Consider the following 17,254-nt stretch of genomic DNA (forward strand, 5'->3'; position numbering starts at 1 on the left):
AATGATTACTCTGGTGCCTGACTTTTCACCGACTCAGCCCAGGAACTCCCCAACATGACGCGTAAACAGGCCACCATCGCAGTGCGTAGCGGTTTAAATGACGACGAGCAGTACGGTTGCGTTGTCCCGCCCATTCATCTCTCCAGCACCTATAACTTCACCGGATTTAACGAACCTCGCGCCCACGACTACTCTCGTCGCGGTAACCCGACCCGTGATGTGGTGCAGCGTGCGCTGGCGGAGCTGGAGGGCGGCGCGGGGGCGGTTCTGACCAATACCGGCATGTCGGCTATTTTGCTGGTCACCACCGTATTCCTGAAACCGGGTGATCTGCTGGTGGCACCGCACGACTGCTACGGCGGCAGCTACCGCCTGTTTGATAGCCTGGCGAAGCGCGGCTGCTATCGCGTGCTGTTTGTCGATCAGAACGACGAGCAGGCGCTGAGCGCCGCGCTGGCGGAAAAACCGAAGCTGGTTCTGGTCGAAAGCCCAAGTAATCCATTGCTGAGAGTTGTGGATATTGCGAAAATCTGCGGTCTGGCGCGTGAGGCCGGAGCGGTCAGCGTGGTGGATAACACCTTCCTGAGCCCGGCTTTGCAGAATCCGCTGGCGCTGGGCGCCGATCTGGTGTTGCATTCATGCACCAAATATCTGAACGGCCACTCTGACGTGGTGGCCGGGGTGGTTATCGCCAAAGATCCGGCGACCGTCACCGAACTGGCATGGTGGGCGAATAATATCGGCGTCACCGGCGGAGCGTTTGATAGCTATCTGCTGCTGCGCGGCTTACGTACGCTTTCTCCGCGTATGGAAGTGGCGCAGCGCAACGCGCTGGCGATTGTCGACTATCTGAAAACCCAGCCGCTGGTGAAAAAACTGTACCATCCGTCCCTGCCGGAAAACCAGGGGCATGAGATTGCGGCGCGTCAGCAAAAAGGTTTTGGGGCGATGTTAAGCTTCGAACTGGATGGCGATGAGCAGACGCTGCGTCGTTTCCTGAGCGGGCTATCGCTGTTTACGCTGGCGGAATCGCTGGGCGGCGTGGAAAGTCTGATTTCCCACGCAGCGACGATGACCCATGCGGGCATGGCGCCTGAAGCGCGTGCGGCCGCCGGGATCTCAGAAACGCTTCTGCGGATTTCGACCGGTATTGAAGATGGTGAAGATTTAATTGCCGACCTGGAAAATGGCTTCCGGGCAGCAAACGAGGAATAAACATGAGTGTGATTGCGCAGGCAGGGGCGAAGGGTCGTCAGCTGCACAAATTTGGTGGGAGTAGTTTAGCGGATGCGAAATGTTACCTGCGCGTCGCGGGTATCATGACGGAGTATTCGCAGGCGGGCGATATGATGGTCGTCTCTGCCGCCGGCAGTACCACCAACCAGTTGATCAGCTGGCTGAAGCTCAGCCAGACCGATCGCCTCTCTGCGCATCAGGTGCAACAATCGCTCCGTCGTTATCAGATGGATCTCATTTCCGGATTGCTGTCGCCAGACGCTGCCGACACGCTGATCGCCACGTTTATTCAGGATCTTGAGCGTCTTGCCGGGCTGCTGGATGGCGGCGTTACTGACGCGGTATATGCCGAAGTCGTTGGTCATGGCGAAGTCTGGTCGGCCCGCCTTATGGCGGCGGTGCTGAACCATCTGGGCGTAGAGGCCGCCTGGCTGGATGCGCGTAGCTTCTTACGCGCCGAGCGCTCCCCGCAGCCGCAGGTGGATGAAGGCCTCTCCTATCCGCTTTTGCAGCAGCTGATGGCTCAGCACCCGAACAAACGTCTGGTGGTGACCGGCTTTATCTCGCGTAACAACGCCGGAGAAACCGTTCTGCTGGGGCGTAATGGTTCCGATTATTCCGCCACCCAAATCGGCGCGCTGGCCGGGGCGTCTCGCGTCACTATCTGGAGCGACGTGGCCGGGGTCTACAGCGCGGATCCGCGGAAAGTGAAAGATGCATGCCTGCTACCGCTGCTGCGCCTTGATGAAGCCAGCGAGCTGGCCCGCCTGGCGGCGCCGGTGCTACATGCCCGTACGCTGCAGCCGGTCTCCGGCAGCGATATCGATTTACAATTACGCTGTAGCTACACCCCGGATCAGGGCTCTACGCGCATCGAACGCGTGCTGGCTTCCGGCACCGGGGCGCGTATCGTCACCAGCCACGATGATGTCTGCCTGATTGAGTTTCAGGTGCCTGGTGGTCAGGATTTCAAACTGGCGCATAAAGAGCTGGACGCTATTTTAAAACGCGCCCAGCTGCGGCCGCTGGCGGTTGGCGTACATGCCGACCGTAAGCTGCTGCAGTTCTGCTACACCTCTGAAGTGGCCGACAGCGCGCTGAAGCTGCTGGACGAAGCGGGGCTGCCGGGCGAGCTGCGTCTGCGTCAGAAGCTGGCGCTGGTGGCGATGGTCGGCGCCGGCGTGACCCGTAATCCGCTGCACTGCCACCGTTTCTGGCAGCAGCTGAAAGGCCAGCCGGTAGAGTTTACCTGGCAATCAGAAGAGGGCATCAGCCTGGTCGCGGTACTGCGCGCCGGGCCGACGGAAAGCCTTATTCAGGGCCTGCATCAGTCGTTGTTCCGCGCGGAAAAGCGTATTGGGCTGGTACTGTTTGGTAAAGGCAATATCGGTTCACGCTGGCTGGAGTTGTTCGCCCGTGAGCAAACGACACTTTCCGCCCGTACCGGTTTTGAATTTATTCTTGCCGGCGTCGTGGATAGCCGCCGCAGCCTGCTCAATTATGAAGGCCTCGACGCCAGTCGTGCGCTGGCTTTCTTTAATGATGAAGCGATTGAACAGGATGAAGAGTCGTTGTTCCTGTGGATGCGTGCGCATCCGTATGATGATTTAGTTGTGCTTGATGTGACCGCCAGCGAGCAGTTGGCCGATCAGTATCTTGATTTCGCCAGCCATGGCTTCCACGTTATTAGCGCGAATAAGCTGGCTGGTGCCAGCAGCAGCAGCAAATATCGCCAGATCCACGATGCGTTCGAGAAAACCGGGCGACATTGGCTGTACAACGCTACCGTCGGAGCCGGTTTACCGGTCAACCACACGGTACGTGACTTGATTGATAGCGGCGATACCATTCTCGCGCTAAGCGGTATTTTCTCCGGCACCCTCTCCTGGCTGTTCCTGCAGTTTGACGGTACCGTGCCGTTTACTGACCTCGTCGATCAGGCATGGCAGCAGGGGCTGACGGAGCCGGACCCGCGTGTCGATCTCTCCGGGAAAGACGTGATGCGTAAGCTGGTGATCCTGGCCCGTGAGGCGGGTTACGATATCGAGCCGGATCAGGTGCGCGTAGAGTCGCTGGTGCCCGCTCATTGCGAAGAGGGTTCTGTTGATCACTTCTTCGAGAACGGTGAAGAGCTGAACGAACAGATGCTGCAGCGCCTGGAGGCGGCGCGTGAAATGGGTCTGGTATTGCGCTACGTGGCGCGTTTTGATGCCAATGGTAAAGCCCGCGTCGGCGTTGAAGCGGTGCGCGAAGAGCATCCGCTGGCGGCGCTACTGCCGTGCGACAACGTCTTCGCCATTGAGAGCCGCTGGTATCGCGATAACCCGCTGGTCATCCGTGGTCCGGGCGCCGGTCGTGATGTGACCGCCGGGGCGATTCAGTCGGATATCAACCGCCTGGCGCAGCTGCTGTAGTCATAAATAAAAGACCAGGCAACGCCTGGTCTTTTCGCCTTAGTGCGCAGCGAAAACTTCTTTGGCGGCAAACAGGCCATTCAGGGCCGCCGGGAATCCGGCATAGACCGCCATCTGCATGATAACTTCGGTAATCTCTTCCTGTGTCAGGCCGACATTTAACCCGGCGGCGATATGCACTTTTAGCTGCGGTGCGGCATTGCCGAGGGACGTGAGCGCGGCGATGGTGGCAACTTCACGGCTGCGCAAATCGAGCCCTGGTCTGGCGTAAATATCGCCGAAGGGGAACTCAATCAGATAGCGGGCAAAATCGGGGGCGATATCCTTCAGGCTGTTGACGACGGCATCGCCGCCTTTGCCGTCCACGCGCTGTAGCATTTCTTGTCCGGTGGTATAACGTTCGCTGCTCATAGCCTATTCCTCAGTGTGATTATGCGTTACGAGGAAGGTTAGGGAGGTTTACCGGACTTGAGTAATACCCTTTTCGTGATACCTTTTCAGTATGACAAATTCACGCTTACAGAATCTGGATGTCCGCCTGCTGCGCTATTTCGCAGTGGTTGCGGAGGAAAGTAACATCAGCCGAGCGGCTCAGCGGCTCTTTATTTCGCAGCCGCCGCTGAGCCGTCATATTCGTCATCTGGAATCTCAACTGGGGGTGGCGCTATTTTTGCGCCACACCAAAGGCTTGATTCTGACCGATGAGGGAAAACGGGTGCTGGACATCGTTCGGCCGCTGTTGTGTCTTCAGGAGCGCACCCTGTCGGCGCTGAGCCAGCTCTCGGCGCCTGCTCAGCAGCTTCTGCGGATCGGGCTGACGACGGCCTTTGAACAGGGCGTTTTCGCCGCCGCGGAATCCGCTCTGGGGGAACAGACCGGCGCTTTACATATCACTCGTCAGTCATCACCGGCGTTGGCCCGGCTGGTGCGAAAGGGCAAGCTGGATGCGGCGCTGGTGGCGCTGCCGCTGAATACCGAGGGGCTTCACCTGCATCCTTTGTCTTACCAGGAGCCGCTCATCGTAGCGTTACCCGCATCCTGGCCGGAGGCCGTCACGGCGGACCTGACGTTAAGCGCGCTCAATCACCGGCCGCTGTTCTGGTTTCCACGCGAGCGTAATCCCGATTTTTTTGACTATACGCGGCGTATTTTTGATCGGGCAGGCTATTCGCCCGCTTACGTGGAGGAGCCCGCCGAGCATGATGTTCTGCTGGCGCGCATTGCGCGCGGAGAAGGCATGATCCTCCTGCCGGCCTCTTTTTCCGCGATTCAGCGGCAAGGGGTGGTCTTTTGTCCTCTTCGGGACGCCAGCCAGCAGCTTCCTCTTAGGCTGGGTGTGGTCACGATGCCCGCAAATGAGGGGGTACGGGAAAGGGTGATAGCAGTTCTTGAAAAATCATTACCTTAGCGAATGCGCCATGAATTAATTTCATCTTGTCTGAATATTCCTCACTGTTTACGCTGATTTTTCTATTGACGCCGGTGCTCTTTTCCGTCATTTTTACATCTGGACGTCTAAACGTATAGAAGTTCGCAACACAACAAACAATAAAATGCGATTGATGAGGTAAGGTATGAGCTTTTTTCACGCCAATCAGCGGGAAGCCCTGAATCAGAGCCTGGCGGAAGTGCAGGGCCAGATTAATGTTTCTTTTGAATTCTTTCCGCCGCGCACCAGTGAAATGGAGCAAACCCTCTGGAAATCCATCGATCGCCTGAGTAGCCTGAAGCCGAAGTTTGTCTCCGTGACTTACGGTGCTAACTCCGGTGAACGTGACCGCACCCATAGCATCATCAAAGGTATAAAAGAGCGTACCGGTCTTGAAGCCGCGCCGCATCTGACCTGTATTGACGCCAGCCGTGATGAGCTGCGCGCCATTGCCCAGGATTACTGGAATAGCGGGATTCGCCATATCGTTGCGCTGCGTGGCGACCTGCCGCCGGGCAGCGGTAAGCCGGATATGTATGCGGCAGACCTGGTCACGCTGCTGAAAGAGGTCGGAGACTTTGATATTTCCGTCGCGGCTTATCCGGAAGTCCATCCTGAAGCTAAAAGCGCGCAGGCTGACCTGCTTAACCTGAAGCGTAAAGTTGATGCCGGGGCAAATCGCGCGATTACCCAGTTCTTCTTCGACGTTGAAAGTTACCTGCGTTTTCGCGATCGTTGCGTCTCGGCCGGTATCGATGTCGAAATCATTCCGGGTATTCTGCCGGTCTCTAACTTTAAGCAGGCGAAAAAGTTTGCCGATATGACCAACGTGCGTATCCCGACGTGGATGGCGAAAATGTTTGAGGGCCTGGATAATGACGCCGAAACTCGTCAGCTGGTGGGGGCGAACATTGCGATGGATATGGTGAAGATTTTAAGCCGTGAAGGGGTGAAAGATTTCCACTTTTACACGCTTAACCGCGCGGAAATGAGTTACGCAATTTGCCACACTCTGGGCGTGCGACCGGCTTAACTCCCATTCCGTTTTCCTCTATCTTATCCTTCCCTTTTTTACGCGGCGACGAAAAAATTCATTCGGCGCCGCTTCTTTTGGTTTATCACCACGTCGGCAAAGCGAGTATTTTAGGCGAACGCATGCGGCGAATACAGTATGCCGCTATTGGACTGACGGCATTCGGTTTATTGCTGGTGCTGCAGCCATGGCAGCTCGACTTCTCCTTGATGAAAGCGCTCTGCTGGCGATTCTTTCCGGCATCAACTGGGGAGCCAGCGCCATCGTTGTGAAGCGAAGGTATGCTCGCTATCCAGGCGTTGATTTACTCGCTCTGACGACCTGGGAAATGGTGTACGGCGCGTTGGTGATGAGTGCGGTGGCGTGGCTGGTTCCGCAGTATCAGCCTGGGTTTTCTGGGCATTGGTATTTTGGTCATTGTGAGGCGCTGACTGCTATCAGCATGAAAAAACGTGTGGCGCGGGTGCAGAGCGCATGAGGCGGTCTGCACCCCATTGAGATTCTCGTCCAGTGGCATACGTTGCCAGCCCTCTTCGGCCGCCAGCGCGACGGCCGTTTTCCTTCAATGCTTTCTCTTATCCCTTAATCTCATAAAGCAGGGTTTGTCCGGCGATAACCTGGCCTTTAGCCTTAATTTCCAGGCAGCCAAAGTCCTCAACGTTGCTACACACCACTGGACTTATCATCGATCGCACGTTTGCGTTGAGAAAATCAAGGTCCATCTCAAGCACTGGCTGCCCCGCAGCCACTTCGCTACCTTCTTCAATCAACCGCTTAAATCCCTGGCCGTCAAGCGCGACGGTATCCAGCCCCATGTGGACTACGATCTCAGCCCCTTTTTCCGTTTCGAGGCAAAACGCGTGATTGGTATTGAAGATTTTGACGATTGTCCCCGCGGCGGGAGAGAGGACGATATTGCTGGTGGGCTTGATGGCGATGCCGTCACCGACAGCTTTGCTGGCAAAAGCTTCGTCCGGCACTTGTTGCAGTTCCACCACCTCACCGCTTACCGGAGAGAGTAGTTCGGCGATAACAATGGCGCCAGCCGTAGTGCGGGGTTTGTTAACAACAGGCGTGGTGGCAACTGGTAGAGCTTCAGCAGCATCAACATGACCAGCGGTTTTCATCTCATTGGCAATTTTCTCTGCAATAAATCCGACGATAATCTGCACATTTGTATTGTTCAGGCGGATCACGCCACTGGCTCCCAGGCGTCTTGCCAGCGCTTCGTTGACCAGTGTAGCGTCTTTAACTCCCAGGCGCAGGCGGGTAATGCAGGCATCAATAGAGGTCAGATTATCGGAGCCGCCAATCGTCGCAATGTACTGGCGGGCCAGCGCGGTTACACTTTGCTCTTTATTGTCGCTAACATTTATATCTTCACCATCAGCAGCGCTTCCGGCAACGGCGAGTTCACGACCTGGGGTCATCAGATTAAATTTAGTGATGGTGAAACGGAAGACCAGATAGTAGATAGCGAAGAACACCACCCCCATTGGGATCAGCAAGTACCACTGCGTCGCCAGCGGGTTACGCGAGGCCAGCACCATGTCAACCAAACCGGCGCTGAAGCCAAAACCGGCAATCCAGTGCATGCTGGCAGCAATGAAGACCGAGAGGCCAGTCAGGGCCGCGTGAATGACGTACAGCACGGGCGCTACAAACATAAAGGAGAATTCCAGTGGCTCGGTGATCCCGGTAAAGAAGGCGGCAAAGGCGCCGGCCATCATAATACCCATGACTTTGGCTCTGTTTTCCGGGCGTGCGCATTGATAAATCGCCAGTGCAGCTCCCGGCAGGCCAAACATCATGATCGGGAAGAAACCAGCCTGGTAGCGGCCGGTAATGCCGAGTACCGCTTTGCCTGAAGCAAGCGACTGTGCGCCGCCGAGGAAATTGGGGATATCGTTAATACCGGCTACATCAAACCAGAACACCGAGTTGAGAGCGTGATGCAGACCAACGGGTATCAAAAGGCGGTTGAAGAAGGCGTAGACTCCAGCTCCCAGTGAACCTAGCTTCTGGATATGTTCGCCAAAGCTCACCAGGCCGCTGAACACCACTGGCCAGATAAACATCAGGATGAAGGCAACGATAATCATGGCGAAAGAGGTGATGATCGGTACCAGACGGCGGCCGCTGAAAAAGGAGAGCGCTTTTGGTAACTCGACGCTGCTGAAACGATTGTAAAGCTCGGCGGCGATAATTCCCACCATGATACCGATAAACTGGTTTTTAATTTTGCTAAAGGCGGCAGGTACCTGATCTGCCGGTATTTTTTGGATCATTGCAACGGCGGCTGGCGAGCAAAGTGTGGTTAATACCAGGAAACCCACAAATCCTGCCAGCGCGGCCGCGCCGTCTTTATCTTTTGACATGCCGTATGCGACTCCTACGGCAAAAAGTACGCCCATATTATCGATAATGGCGGCACCGGACTGAATACATAACGCTGCAAGAGCATTAGAACTTCCCCAACCATTGGGATCAATCCAATATCCGATACCCATTAAAATTGCTGCTGCGGGCAATGTGGCGACTGGCACCATTAGCGCACGCCCCACCTTCTGGAGATAACCCAATATATTCATTATCGTTCTCTTAGAAAATAAAATCCTGAAGCCAGCGTGACCGTGAGGGCATTTATACTGGCTGACCCTGCGATGGGTATTGCGGTGGTATAACCGCTTTGTTTTTGTGGTTTTATTTTTAAGGGAATAAGAGAAAGGTTAATGTTATCTCTGTCGCATTTTATTAAATACTTTGCAAGGTAATATTTTTAATAATTTAAAGGCGTAAGAAAATAGCAGCCATTTTTCAATGTCCGCTTATTTGTTTTATGCTCGGTAATTAAAAAGGTTAATTTACTGAATAGGCGATGACTCCTTTGCAGTATGTTGTATTAACCTGATAGTCATCTTCTAATATAACGATGTCAGCATCGAATCCGCGCTGTAATTTACCTTTCCGGTTCTCTAACCCTAACAATCTGGCGGGGTTGATGGTGCAGGATTTTAATGCTGAGGCAAAGGGTACTGTCGCACCCTCAACCATATTATAGAGCCCGCGATTCAGCTGTAGAGTACTGCCCACCAGTACACCATTTTCACGTCGGGTTGCACCATCCGGACCTAAAATCATTGGTTCACCACCAAACATATAGCGGCCAGGAGGGCAACCTTTTGATTTCATTGAATCGCTAATCATAATGACGTCATCATCATTCTTAATACGATAGAGATTAGCGGCAGAAACCAGGCTCACAAAAATGCCGTCGGCGATCAATTCGCCGTAAAGACCGTCGAGTCGGAGCGCGGCGCCCAAAAGGCCCGGTTCACGGTTGACGTATTTCGCCATCCCGTTGAAAACATGGGTGACATTTTTTGCGCCATTAGCGACCGCTTCCAAAGCCTGTTCGAAGGAGGCATCCGAATGACCCAGATTGACCACGATACCTTGCTGAGTGCAATAGCGTGTTAACGCCAATTCGGCATCTTCTTCTGGCGCAAGGCTGATGGCGATGATTCGTCCATGAGCTGCACGTTCAAAGGCTTGAAACGCGCTGACGCTGGCCGGCCGAATCTGTTTTTCCGGCTGTGCGCCGCGGTAAAGCTGGCTAAGAAATGGCCCTTCCAGATGGATGCCGAGAATTTCCGCACCCTGGTAACCTTCATCCATAACGCGCGAGATATTTTCCAGCGCAGCAAACAGAGTGGTATCTTCATCGGTCACGGTCGTGGGACAAAACGCGGTGACGCCTTCTTCCGGCAGACGATACGTCCAGCGTCGAAGCCCCTCAGGATCGTCTTCGTTAGTATCATAGTCCCAGGCGCCGTGGGCATGAGTGTCAATCAACCCTGGTATTATGCGCCGTGAGCCATAGTCCTGGTCAACATTTGGGCTGAGCCCCAGCGTGATATCGCTGATAACACCATTTTCCAGGGTCAGCTGCGCCGGATAGAAACCACCCGCTAGCCAAACACGTTCACTCTGGATTTTCATATATCCACCTTATGCGTTGATGAGCGATGCTGCCTCGCGGTCGCAAATAATGGTTACGTCTGGATGCATCAGTAAGAACGAGGCGGGGAATAATGGGTCGACACGAGTGCACTCATGAAGCTGTTTAATGACCGCCGCTTTTGATTTACCGTTAGCAATCAGGACAATTTCTTTACTTCTTAGAATAGTTCCCATACCGAGCGTTATCGCCCGTAGCGGCACATCTTCTTTACGTGAGAAGAATCGAGCGTTGGCCTCTATGGTTTCTTCATTAAGATCAATAATATGGCAGACAGGGCTATGAGTGGGATGAGGTTCGTTAAAACCAATATGCCCATCGTGACCAATGCCAAGGATAGTGATATCAAAATCACCTTGCGCCTGAATTTCACGCTCATAGCGTGCGCATTCTGCGTTTAAATCTTCAGCCAGAACTTTGGGTGCAAAGGTATTTTCACAAGGGATATTAGCGTGCTGATAAAAATAGTGCTCTAAAAACCAGTAATAGCTTTGCGGATCGTCCTTCTTTAGCGGGATATATTCATCAATGTTAAATGATCTGGCGTGTGCGAAATTAGCCTCTGCGCTTTTAGCCATTCGACTCATTTCTGCAAGAAGGCCCACAGGAGTTCCTCCGGTAGGTAATGCCATCACCAAATTCGGTTTTTTCGCTAGCGCAATCGCTACCCGACTAGCCGCCAGCTCACTCATTTCTTTGTAGGTTTCAGTAATGATAAAATTTAACATGTTTATCCTTTAGCCGCCTATGGTTGCTTTCAGACCAATTTCTTCGGCGTAATGTTTTATTTGCTCTGTCATTTCTCGCTGGCAGCCAGGAATATTATTCAGAAGATAGGGCATGCCAAGTTTTTGATACTTTCCAACACCGTAGATGTGATATTCCAGAATATCGACCTGCTGAACCGCAGCGCCCAGCTTGCGGATAAAATCCAGGCGTTGACGGATATCTTCCGGATCGTCATTACGTGTGGGGACAATGACCATGCGCGCAAGCATGGGGGTTCCCATCGCCGCGATCGCTTTGGCATTTTCAAGGATCAACCGATTATCTACGCCGGTACAGGCGAGATGCGTCTCGGCATCAAAGGCCTTAAAATCGTAAGAGACCAGATCGACCGCTTCAATCAGCGGGCGCAGTTTCTCCCAGCGAATATGCCCGGCAGTATCAAGGCAAACGTGCACATCCGCCTCTTTTAACAGTAGAGCCGTCTCCCTGACGAACTCAGCCTGCAGTGCAGGCTCGCCGCCGGAAAAAGTAACGCCACCGTGGCTGGAGTCGTAAAATGATTTATCGCGCAGCAGCAGATTGGCCAACTCGTGGGAGGACATCTCCTTACCCACTTTTTCGTAACCGTCATAGGGGCACATATCGACCATATCCAGCAGGTTGGTACAGTTTTTTCGATCGATATTCACGCCGTTACCCGGTGTCGCCATGGTAATGGTGTTATTGACTGCGGCCTTAGCGCAGGTGCCACACTGGCGGCAGCGTTCCTTAAACCAGAAAACGTTGAAACCTGGTCTGATAGTCTCCGGATTCGCACACCACTGGCAGCGTAAATTACATTGCTGCATAAATACGGTACTACGTATTCCTGGACCGTCTTTGGTCGAGTAACGCTGAATGCGTGAAATCAGGCCAGTTCTCATATTACCTCCATATATACCCTAAATAATTCGGGTGGCAGGATAAGGACGCTATAAGCGTCCTTAACAACGTAACTGCAACTCGAAGTATGTCGGGATATCTACCAGGCCAGTTCTGTGCGGGCAATAATCGCGTCCTGCGCTTCCGGCATCAGCGTCGAGAACAGAGCGCAGTAACCCGCAACGCGGACCATCAGATTCGGATAATCTTCCGGGCGCTCTTTAGCCGCGCGTAAAAGATTCGAATCGATGATGTTGAACTGGTTATGGAAGATATTTTTCTCGCGACTGGCTTCCATGAAATGAGTGAATTTCTCCAGATTATCGTCGCCTTCCAGCGCGCTCGGTGTAAATTTCATGTTCAGCAGCTGGCCACCGGCGATTTTCTGGTTAGGCAGTTTCGCGACGGAGTTGATCACCGCAGTCGGGCCTTCTTTGTCCGCGCCAAGGCATGGTGATGCGCCTTCGTTCAGCGGTAGAGTGGCCAGGCGGCCATCCGGAGTTGCGCCAACGTCAAAACCGTTTGGTACATATGAAGTGATATTAGAGGTGGACATGGTGTACCCACAGCCCTTCGGTCCCTTACCGTAACGGTCGGTTTTGTATTTCGGCAGCAGCTTCAGGTAGGACTCGAATACGTCGGCGACGATGTGATCAACGTAGTCGATATCGTTACCGAACTTCGGCGCGTTACGGCACAGTTTACGCACGCGGGCGCCTTCGATGCCTTCAAAGTTGCAGTCCATCGCCTCGCGAAGCTGCTTCAGTGTCAACACCTTGTCATCAAAGACCAGCTTTTTCACCGCTGCCAGACTGTCGCCAACCACTGATGGACCGATATTGGATGAGCTAACGAAGTCATATTCAGCGCCGCCATTTTTCAGGGTTTTGCCGCGTTCCAGCGAGCAGTTGATGGTGGCAGAAGCAAAGGCGTCGGCATCGTGATATTTCAGCGCACGGTCGCAGACCAGGTCACAATCAACAGCCAGATCGGAGTAGAATTCCAGCAGCTGATTCCACGCGGCCCAGACTTCATCATAAGATTCATAATTAATCTCACGACCTTCCTTACCGTTGACTTTGACCAGCTGTACGCCAGTTGCCGGGTCGCAGCCGTTGTTCATCACCAGTTCAAGAATTTTGCCGAAGTTTACGTAGGTCATCCCGGTGGCTCGATGGCCCCAGCGCCCCGGAATCGCGGTTTCGACACAACCCATTGAGGCATATTCACGCGCGACTTCTTCCGTCAGGCCGAGAGTCATCATCGCCGGGATAACCACTTCGTCGCAGAAGATGGACGGCATGCCGAATCCTTTACGGATCAGTTTTGCTGAATCCTGCATCAGCGAGTGCGGGGTATCTTTAGAGAAACGTACGCTCAGGTTTGGCTCTGGCAGGCCGGTCAATGCCATGGCTTCCAGCGATAAATAAGAGAGGTCGTTGGTACCGTCGGTGCCGTCCGGCTTCATACCGCCAACCATCAGGTTGGAGTAGAGCGGGTAGCCGCCGCTGTACTGCGTGTGGCCCCACGGGCGCACTTTATTCAGACTGTTGGTCATGATGAAGAAGTGGGTCAGGATCTCCAGCGCTTTTTCTTTGCTGATTTTTCCGGAATTGATATCCGCCTCGTAGAACGGCCAGACGTACTGGTCAAAACGGCCGAAAGAGAAGGAATGGCCGTTACTTTCGATCATCATTAGCAGGTGAGTCAGGTAGACGGTTTCTACCGCTTCGTAGAAGCTTTGTGCTTTGCCTTCCATCAGGTGAGCGAACATTTCGCTCATCGTCAGTAGTTCGTTACGGCGTTTAGCATCGGCGGTTTTTTCCGCCTCTTCTTTTGCCAACAGAGAGAAGCGTTTGCAGTAATGCAGCGCCGCATCCATGGTGATGATGACCGCCTGGTAGAAATCCGTCTGTTCTTCAGTCAGGTCCTGGTCTTCCGCCAGATGTTGTTTTGCGATATCACGCATCCCACCGTAGCCGACTTCCAGTACAAAGTCATGGTTCGGAATGATATGGCCATCGCCAGACATACTGATACCGCCGCGGTGTAGTACCCCCTGTTTTTCTGCCAGGCGGTTTATTTGCGGTAGGTTAGTCAACACTTCATCCTGGTGTGTTTTCCCCTGCCAATAATCCTGCAGCACACGCAAGCGTGCTTTGGTTTCTTCAGCAACCTGAAAGCTGTCGCCTGAACGTTTATCGAACTCGTCCAGCTCGTCAATGACCCAGTTAAACGAGTATTCCGGGAACACCGGGGCGGCAAAATTGGCGCTTGCCTGATTACCGACGATCAGCATGTCCGGTTCGATATAGATAGTCATCTTTTCCAGAATATCGGCCATCGCTAACGCCCGGCGAATCACAATGGATTTACCCTCAGAACGTTTGAAGGATTCGGTGATGATCTCCGCGCGTTCCGGGCAAATGGTCGCCACGCGGTGGAACATCTGATCTTGTTTTTTGGCGATACGATTGAAATCACAATCGTTGTTGGTGGGTTTGAAGCTCAGTAATCCGTTCATAAAGACCTCAATTCTGGAGTGGGTATCCCTATTCCACGCCTGAGGTGTTCTTTTGTCAATAAAAAAATGATCTATTTTGTTTCTTTTGACTTTAATGAATCCAAATGAAACATTCTAAGGGTGCAAAAAAACACAGACGCCTGTTGTCAGACGTCTGTGCGATCAGGAGTGAGTATCTGCCAGCAATAGCTGTACGTTTTGCGTTTTAATCAGAGAGAGGGTGTCGTTGGGGAGGTCGGTCTGGCTGATAACGAGGTCGAGGTCAGCCAGACGAGCATGGCCAGCAAGAAATGTTTGGCCAAACTTGCTTCTGTCTGCCAGTAGTATTTTTTGCCTTCCAGCACGCATCAGCGCTTGCTTGACGTGGGCATCGGTCATTTTGGGTACCGTCAGTTCTCCCAGTTCGTTAATACCCTGAGTACTGAGGAAGACCTTATCGGCATGGATATTACGAAAGAAATCAGCGGTGCTGAAGGAGATCATCCCTTGGGTATCGTCCTCGTACTCACCTGGTGCCACGATTAATTTAATATTTTTTCTCCCTTTCAATAGATTAACTACTGGAACGGAATTCGTTATCACCATGATTTTTTTATCAAAAATAAACTGTGCCAGGGCCAGTGGCGTGGTACCGCAATCGATAATAATCGTATCGCCATCCTCAACCAGTTCGGCGGCTTTCTGGCCAATCAGATGCTTGTCATCGACCATCTGTATTGATTTGAGCTGGAAACTGGGCTCGACGCTGGCACCGCTTGTCAAATAGGCCCCGCCGTAGGTTGTTTTTACAATACCTTGTTTTTCAAAGAAAGACAGGTCGCGACGGATGGTCATTTTGGTGACGCCGAACTTTTCGGCGAGTTCATTGACGACGACTTTTTTGTCCTGTTGCAGAATGGCATAAATACTCATTCTTCGATCTGATGATTGCATGTCTACGATACACCCGGAGGAAAATCGCACTATAAAACACATCATTCAGGCTGACAATGGGGGATGAAAAGAACATGAAAGAACACACCCACCGAAGCAGGTGTGTGCAGAGGTTATTCCCACTCTTGCAGGAAGCGTTGACCGTATTGGTCGGCGACCAGAAGCGCCGCATAGACCTGATCCGGCGTCGCGCCGCCGGGCATATTGTGGATGGTCTCACCTTCCGCGCAGGCGGCTTCCGCGACGGTACGCATTTTGCCCGGGATATCGGTTTTAATATCCAACTGCGCCAGGGTGATAGGCAGCCCGACGCTATGGCACAGCGCCGCTACGGTTTCGATCTCTTCCACCGGCGCGTTTTCCAGTACCAGCTGCGTAAGCGTACCGAAAGCCACTTTTTCACCATGATAGTAGTGGTGAGCGTCCGGAATAGCGGTCAGACCGTTGTGAATAGCGTGCGCAGCCGCCAGGCCGCCGCTTTCAAACCCGACGCCGCTCAGGTAGGTGTTAGCTTCAATCACCCGTTCCAGCGCAGGCGTCACAACGTGCTGCTCTGCCGCCAGCATTGCTTTTTCACCCTCTTCAATCAGCGTGTTGTAGCACAGTTCAGCCTGCGCCAGCGCCGCCTGGGTGCATTTACCGCCAGCCATGGTGGTCGCGCCGCTGCGGGAGCAGGCACGCGCTTCAAACCAGGTCGCCAGCGCGTCGCCGATACCGGCTGCCAGCAGGCGTGCCGGGGCCCCAGCTACGATTTGCGAGTCAACAATAACCATGTTCGGGTTGCGCGGCAGCATCAGATAGCTATCAAACTCGCCATCATCGGAATAAATGACCGAGAGCGCACTGCACGGCGCATCGGTGGAAGCAATCGTCGGCGCAATAACCACCGGAAGATTCATAAAATGTGCTAATGCTTTTGCGGTATCCAGCGTCTTGCCGCCGCCGATACCGAGCACGGCTGTGCATTGGACAGAATCGGCGATACCACGCAAGCGATTGATTTCATTGTGTGAGCATTCACCGCCAAACGGAGCGATTTCACCGACCAGCCCAGCATCCGCCAGGCTTTTACGCAGTTTTTCTTCGGCAAAACCGAGTACGAATTTATCGCCAACGATGAGCCAGCGTTCAGCCAGCGGTTTGAGGTAGCCGCCAAAGCGAGTCATTGCGTCTGCGCCCTGAATATACTTACCGGGTGATTGAATAATGCGATCCATTTCTATTCCTCCTGGATGACCGTGATGCCACCCCCCTGGGCGGCTCGCCGATCGGGTTACAGGTTCAGAGTTCCAAAGGCGTTATTCCAGTCCTGCTCAAACTTCTCAATGGCTGACTCTACCGCAGGGGTACCGAGCATTTGTTGCGCTACATCTAACGGAAGGGTGATAGCTTCGCAACCGGCTAACAGGCAATCCAGCGCCTGGCGTGGAGTTTTGAAGCTGGCGGCCAGCACTTTGCTTTCCGGCGCATGCAGTTCCAGCAGGGACTGCAGCTCCTGGACCATGCGGATGCCGTCACCGCCCTGGGCATCGACGCGGTTTACGTAAGGGGCAACATATTTTGCCCCGGCCAGCGCGGCCAACAGGCCCTGAGAGGCGCTGTAGACCGCCGTGCCAAGTGTAGGGATGCCTTCTTTTTTCAACAATTTGATAGCGGCAAGGCCTTCGGCAGTGACCGGGATTTTTACCACGATACCGGGGACGGCGTTGCTCAGGCGTTTGGCTTCTTCCACCATGCCCTGCGCGTCGCGGCCCATGGTCTGGGCGAACAAAATACCTTCCGGGCCGACGGCTTTTTGCAGGCGCGGCAGAACATCCCAAACCGGCGTTTTACCGGCAGCGATAATGCTCGGGTTGGTGGTCACGCCGGCCAGCGGGTAGATACGCGCCAGGCGTTCAACTTCTGCTACGTTTGCGGTGTCCAGATAGAGTTCCATGATTCTTTCCTCAGTACATAATTCGGTAGTGTCGTTGAGGTAAGAATACGGCTTTCACTCGAAGGGTCGCCAGATGAC

The 17,254-nt window shown here is 53.6% G+C and carries 13 protein-coding genes and 1 pseudogene; 5 read left to right on the forward strand and 9 right to left on the reverse strand.

What is annotated here, in order from left to right; translation table 11 throughout:
- The first annotated feature begins 54 nt into the window (after positions 1 to 54).
- Positions 55 to 1,215, forward strand: coding sequence for a cystathionine gamma-synthase (metB, locus tag KCG39_RS19145; RefSeq protein ID WP_004127265.1), 1,161 nt, complete (start codon positions 55 to 57; stop codon positions 1,213 to 1,215).
- A 2-nt stretch (positions 1,216 to 1,217) separates the two neighbouring features.
- A complete protein-coding gene (locus tag KCG39_RS19150) occupies positions 1,218 to 3,650 on the forward strand; it encodes a bifunctional aspartate kinase/homoserine dehydrogenase II (RefSeq protein ID WP_004127269.1) in 2,433 nt (810 codons plus the stop codon).
- Between the two features lie 39 nt (positions 3,651 to 3,689).
- Here the strand turns inward: KCG39_RS19150 and KCG39_RS19155 are convergent, their stop codons facing one another.
- Positions 3,690 to 4,061: a carboxymuconolactone decarboxylase family protein gene (locus KCG39_RS19155; protein WP_123828602.1), complete on the reverse strand. Its 372-nt coding sequence runs from the start codon at positions 4,059 to 4,061 to the stop codon at positions 3,690 to 3,692.
- A gap of 91 nt (positions 4,062 to 4,152) precedes the next feature.
- Here KCG39_RS19155 and KCG39_RS19160 point away from each other — a divergent pair, with 91 nt between their 5' ends.
- The 3 genes and pseudogenes from KCG39_RS19160 to KCG39_RS19170 form a co-directional block, all read left to right on the forward strand.
- Positions 4,153 to 5,058, forward strand: coding sequence for a LysR family transcriptional regulator (locus tag KCG39_RS19160; protein ID WP_142468537.1), 906 nt, complete (start codon positions 4,153 to 4,155; stop codon positions 5,056 to 5,058).
- A 166-nt stretch (positions 5,059 to 5,224) separates the two neighbouring features.
- A complete protein-coding gene (metF, locus tag KCG39_RS19165; RefSeq protein ID WP_004127280.1) occupies positions 5,225 to 6,112 on the forward strand; it encodes a methylenetetrahydrofolate reductase in 888 nt (295 codons plus the stop codon).
- Positions 6,113 to 6,219: 107 nt separating this feature from the next.
- Positions 6,220 to 6,523, forward strand: a pseudogene (locus KCG39_RS19170) (EamA family transporter); the annotation flags it as partial.
- 164 nt (positions 6,524 to 6,687) lie between these two features.
- Here the strand turns inward: KCG39_RS19170 and nagE are convergent.
- The 8 genes from nagE to fsa form a co-directional block, all read right to left on the reverse strand.
- Positions 6,688 to 8,703, reverse strand: a complete 2,016-nt coding sequence (gene nagE, locus KCG39_RS19175; protein WP_004127285.1) for an N-acetylglucosamine-specific PTS transporter subunit IIBC — start codon at positions 8,701 to 8,703, stop codon at positions 6,688 to 6,690.
- A gap of 268 nt (positions 8,704 to 8,971) precedes the next feature.
- Positions 8,972 to 10,114: an N-acetylglucosamine-6-phosphate deacetylase gene (gene nagA, locus KCG39_RS19180; RefSeq protein WP_004127287.1), complete on the reverse strand. Its 1,143-nt coding sequence runs from the start codon at positions 10,112 to 10,114 to the stop codon at positions 8,972 to 8,974.
- Positions 10,115 to 10,123: 9 nt separating this feature from the next.
- A complete protein-coding gene (gene nagB, locus KCG39_RS19185) occupies positions 10,124 to 10,861 on the reverse strand; it encodes a glucosamine-6-phosphate deaminase (protein ID WP_211811447.1) in 738 nt (245 codons plus the stop codon).
- Between the two features lie 9 nt (positions 10,862 to 10,870).
- Positions 10,871 to 11,785, reverse strand: a complete 915-nt coding sequence (locus tag KCG39_RS19190; RefSeq protein ID WP_004127298.1) for a glycyl-radical enzyme activating protein — start codon at positions 11,783 to 11,785, stop codon at positions 10,871 to 10,873.
- 98 nt (positions 11,786 to 11,883) lie between these two features.
- On the reverse strand, positions 11,884 to 14,307 hold the full coding sequence (locus KCG39_RS19195; protein ID WP_142468536.1) for a glycyl radical protein: 2,424 nt from the start codon (positions 14,305 to 14,307) through the stop codon (positions 11,884 to 11,886).
- A 162-nt stretch (positions 14,308 to 14,469) separates the two neighbouring features.
- A complete protein-coding gene (locus tag KCG39_RS19200; RefSeq protein ID WP_004127304.1) occupies positions 14,470 to 15,219 on the reverse strand; it encodes a DeoR/GlpR family DNA-binding transcription regulator in 750 nt (249 codons plus the stop codon).
- 134 nt (positions 15,220 to 15,353) lie between these two features.
- Positions 15,354 to 16,457: a bifunctional L-1,2-propanediol dehydrogenase/glycerol dehydrogenase gene (gene gldA, locus KCG39_RS19205; protein WP_142468535.1), complete on the reverse strand. Its 1,104-nt coding sequence runs from the start codon at positions 16,455 to 16,457 to the stop codon at positions 15,354 to 15,356.
- 56 nt (positions 16,458 to 16,513) lie between these two features.
- Complete coding sequence (gene fsa / locus KCG39_RS19210; RefSeq protein WP_142468534.1) at positions 16,514 to 17,176, reverse strand: fructose-6-phosphate aldolase; 663 nt, start codon at positions 17,174 to 17,176, stop codon at positions 16,514 to 16,516.
- Between the last annotated feature and the right edge of the window lie 78 nt (positions 17,177 to 17,254).

The sequence above is a fragment of the Klebsiella pasteurii genome, from assembly GCF_018139045.1.
GTDB lineage: Bacteria > Pseudomonadota > Gammaproteobacteria > Enterobacterales > Enterobacteriaceae > Klebsiella > Klebsiella grimontii.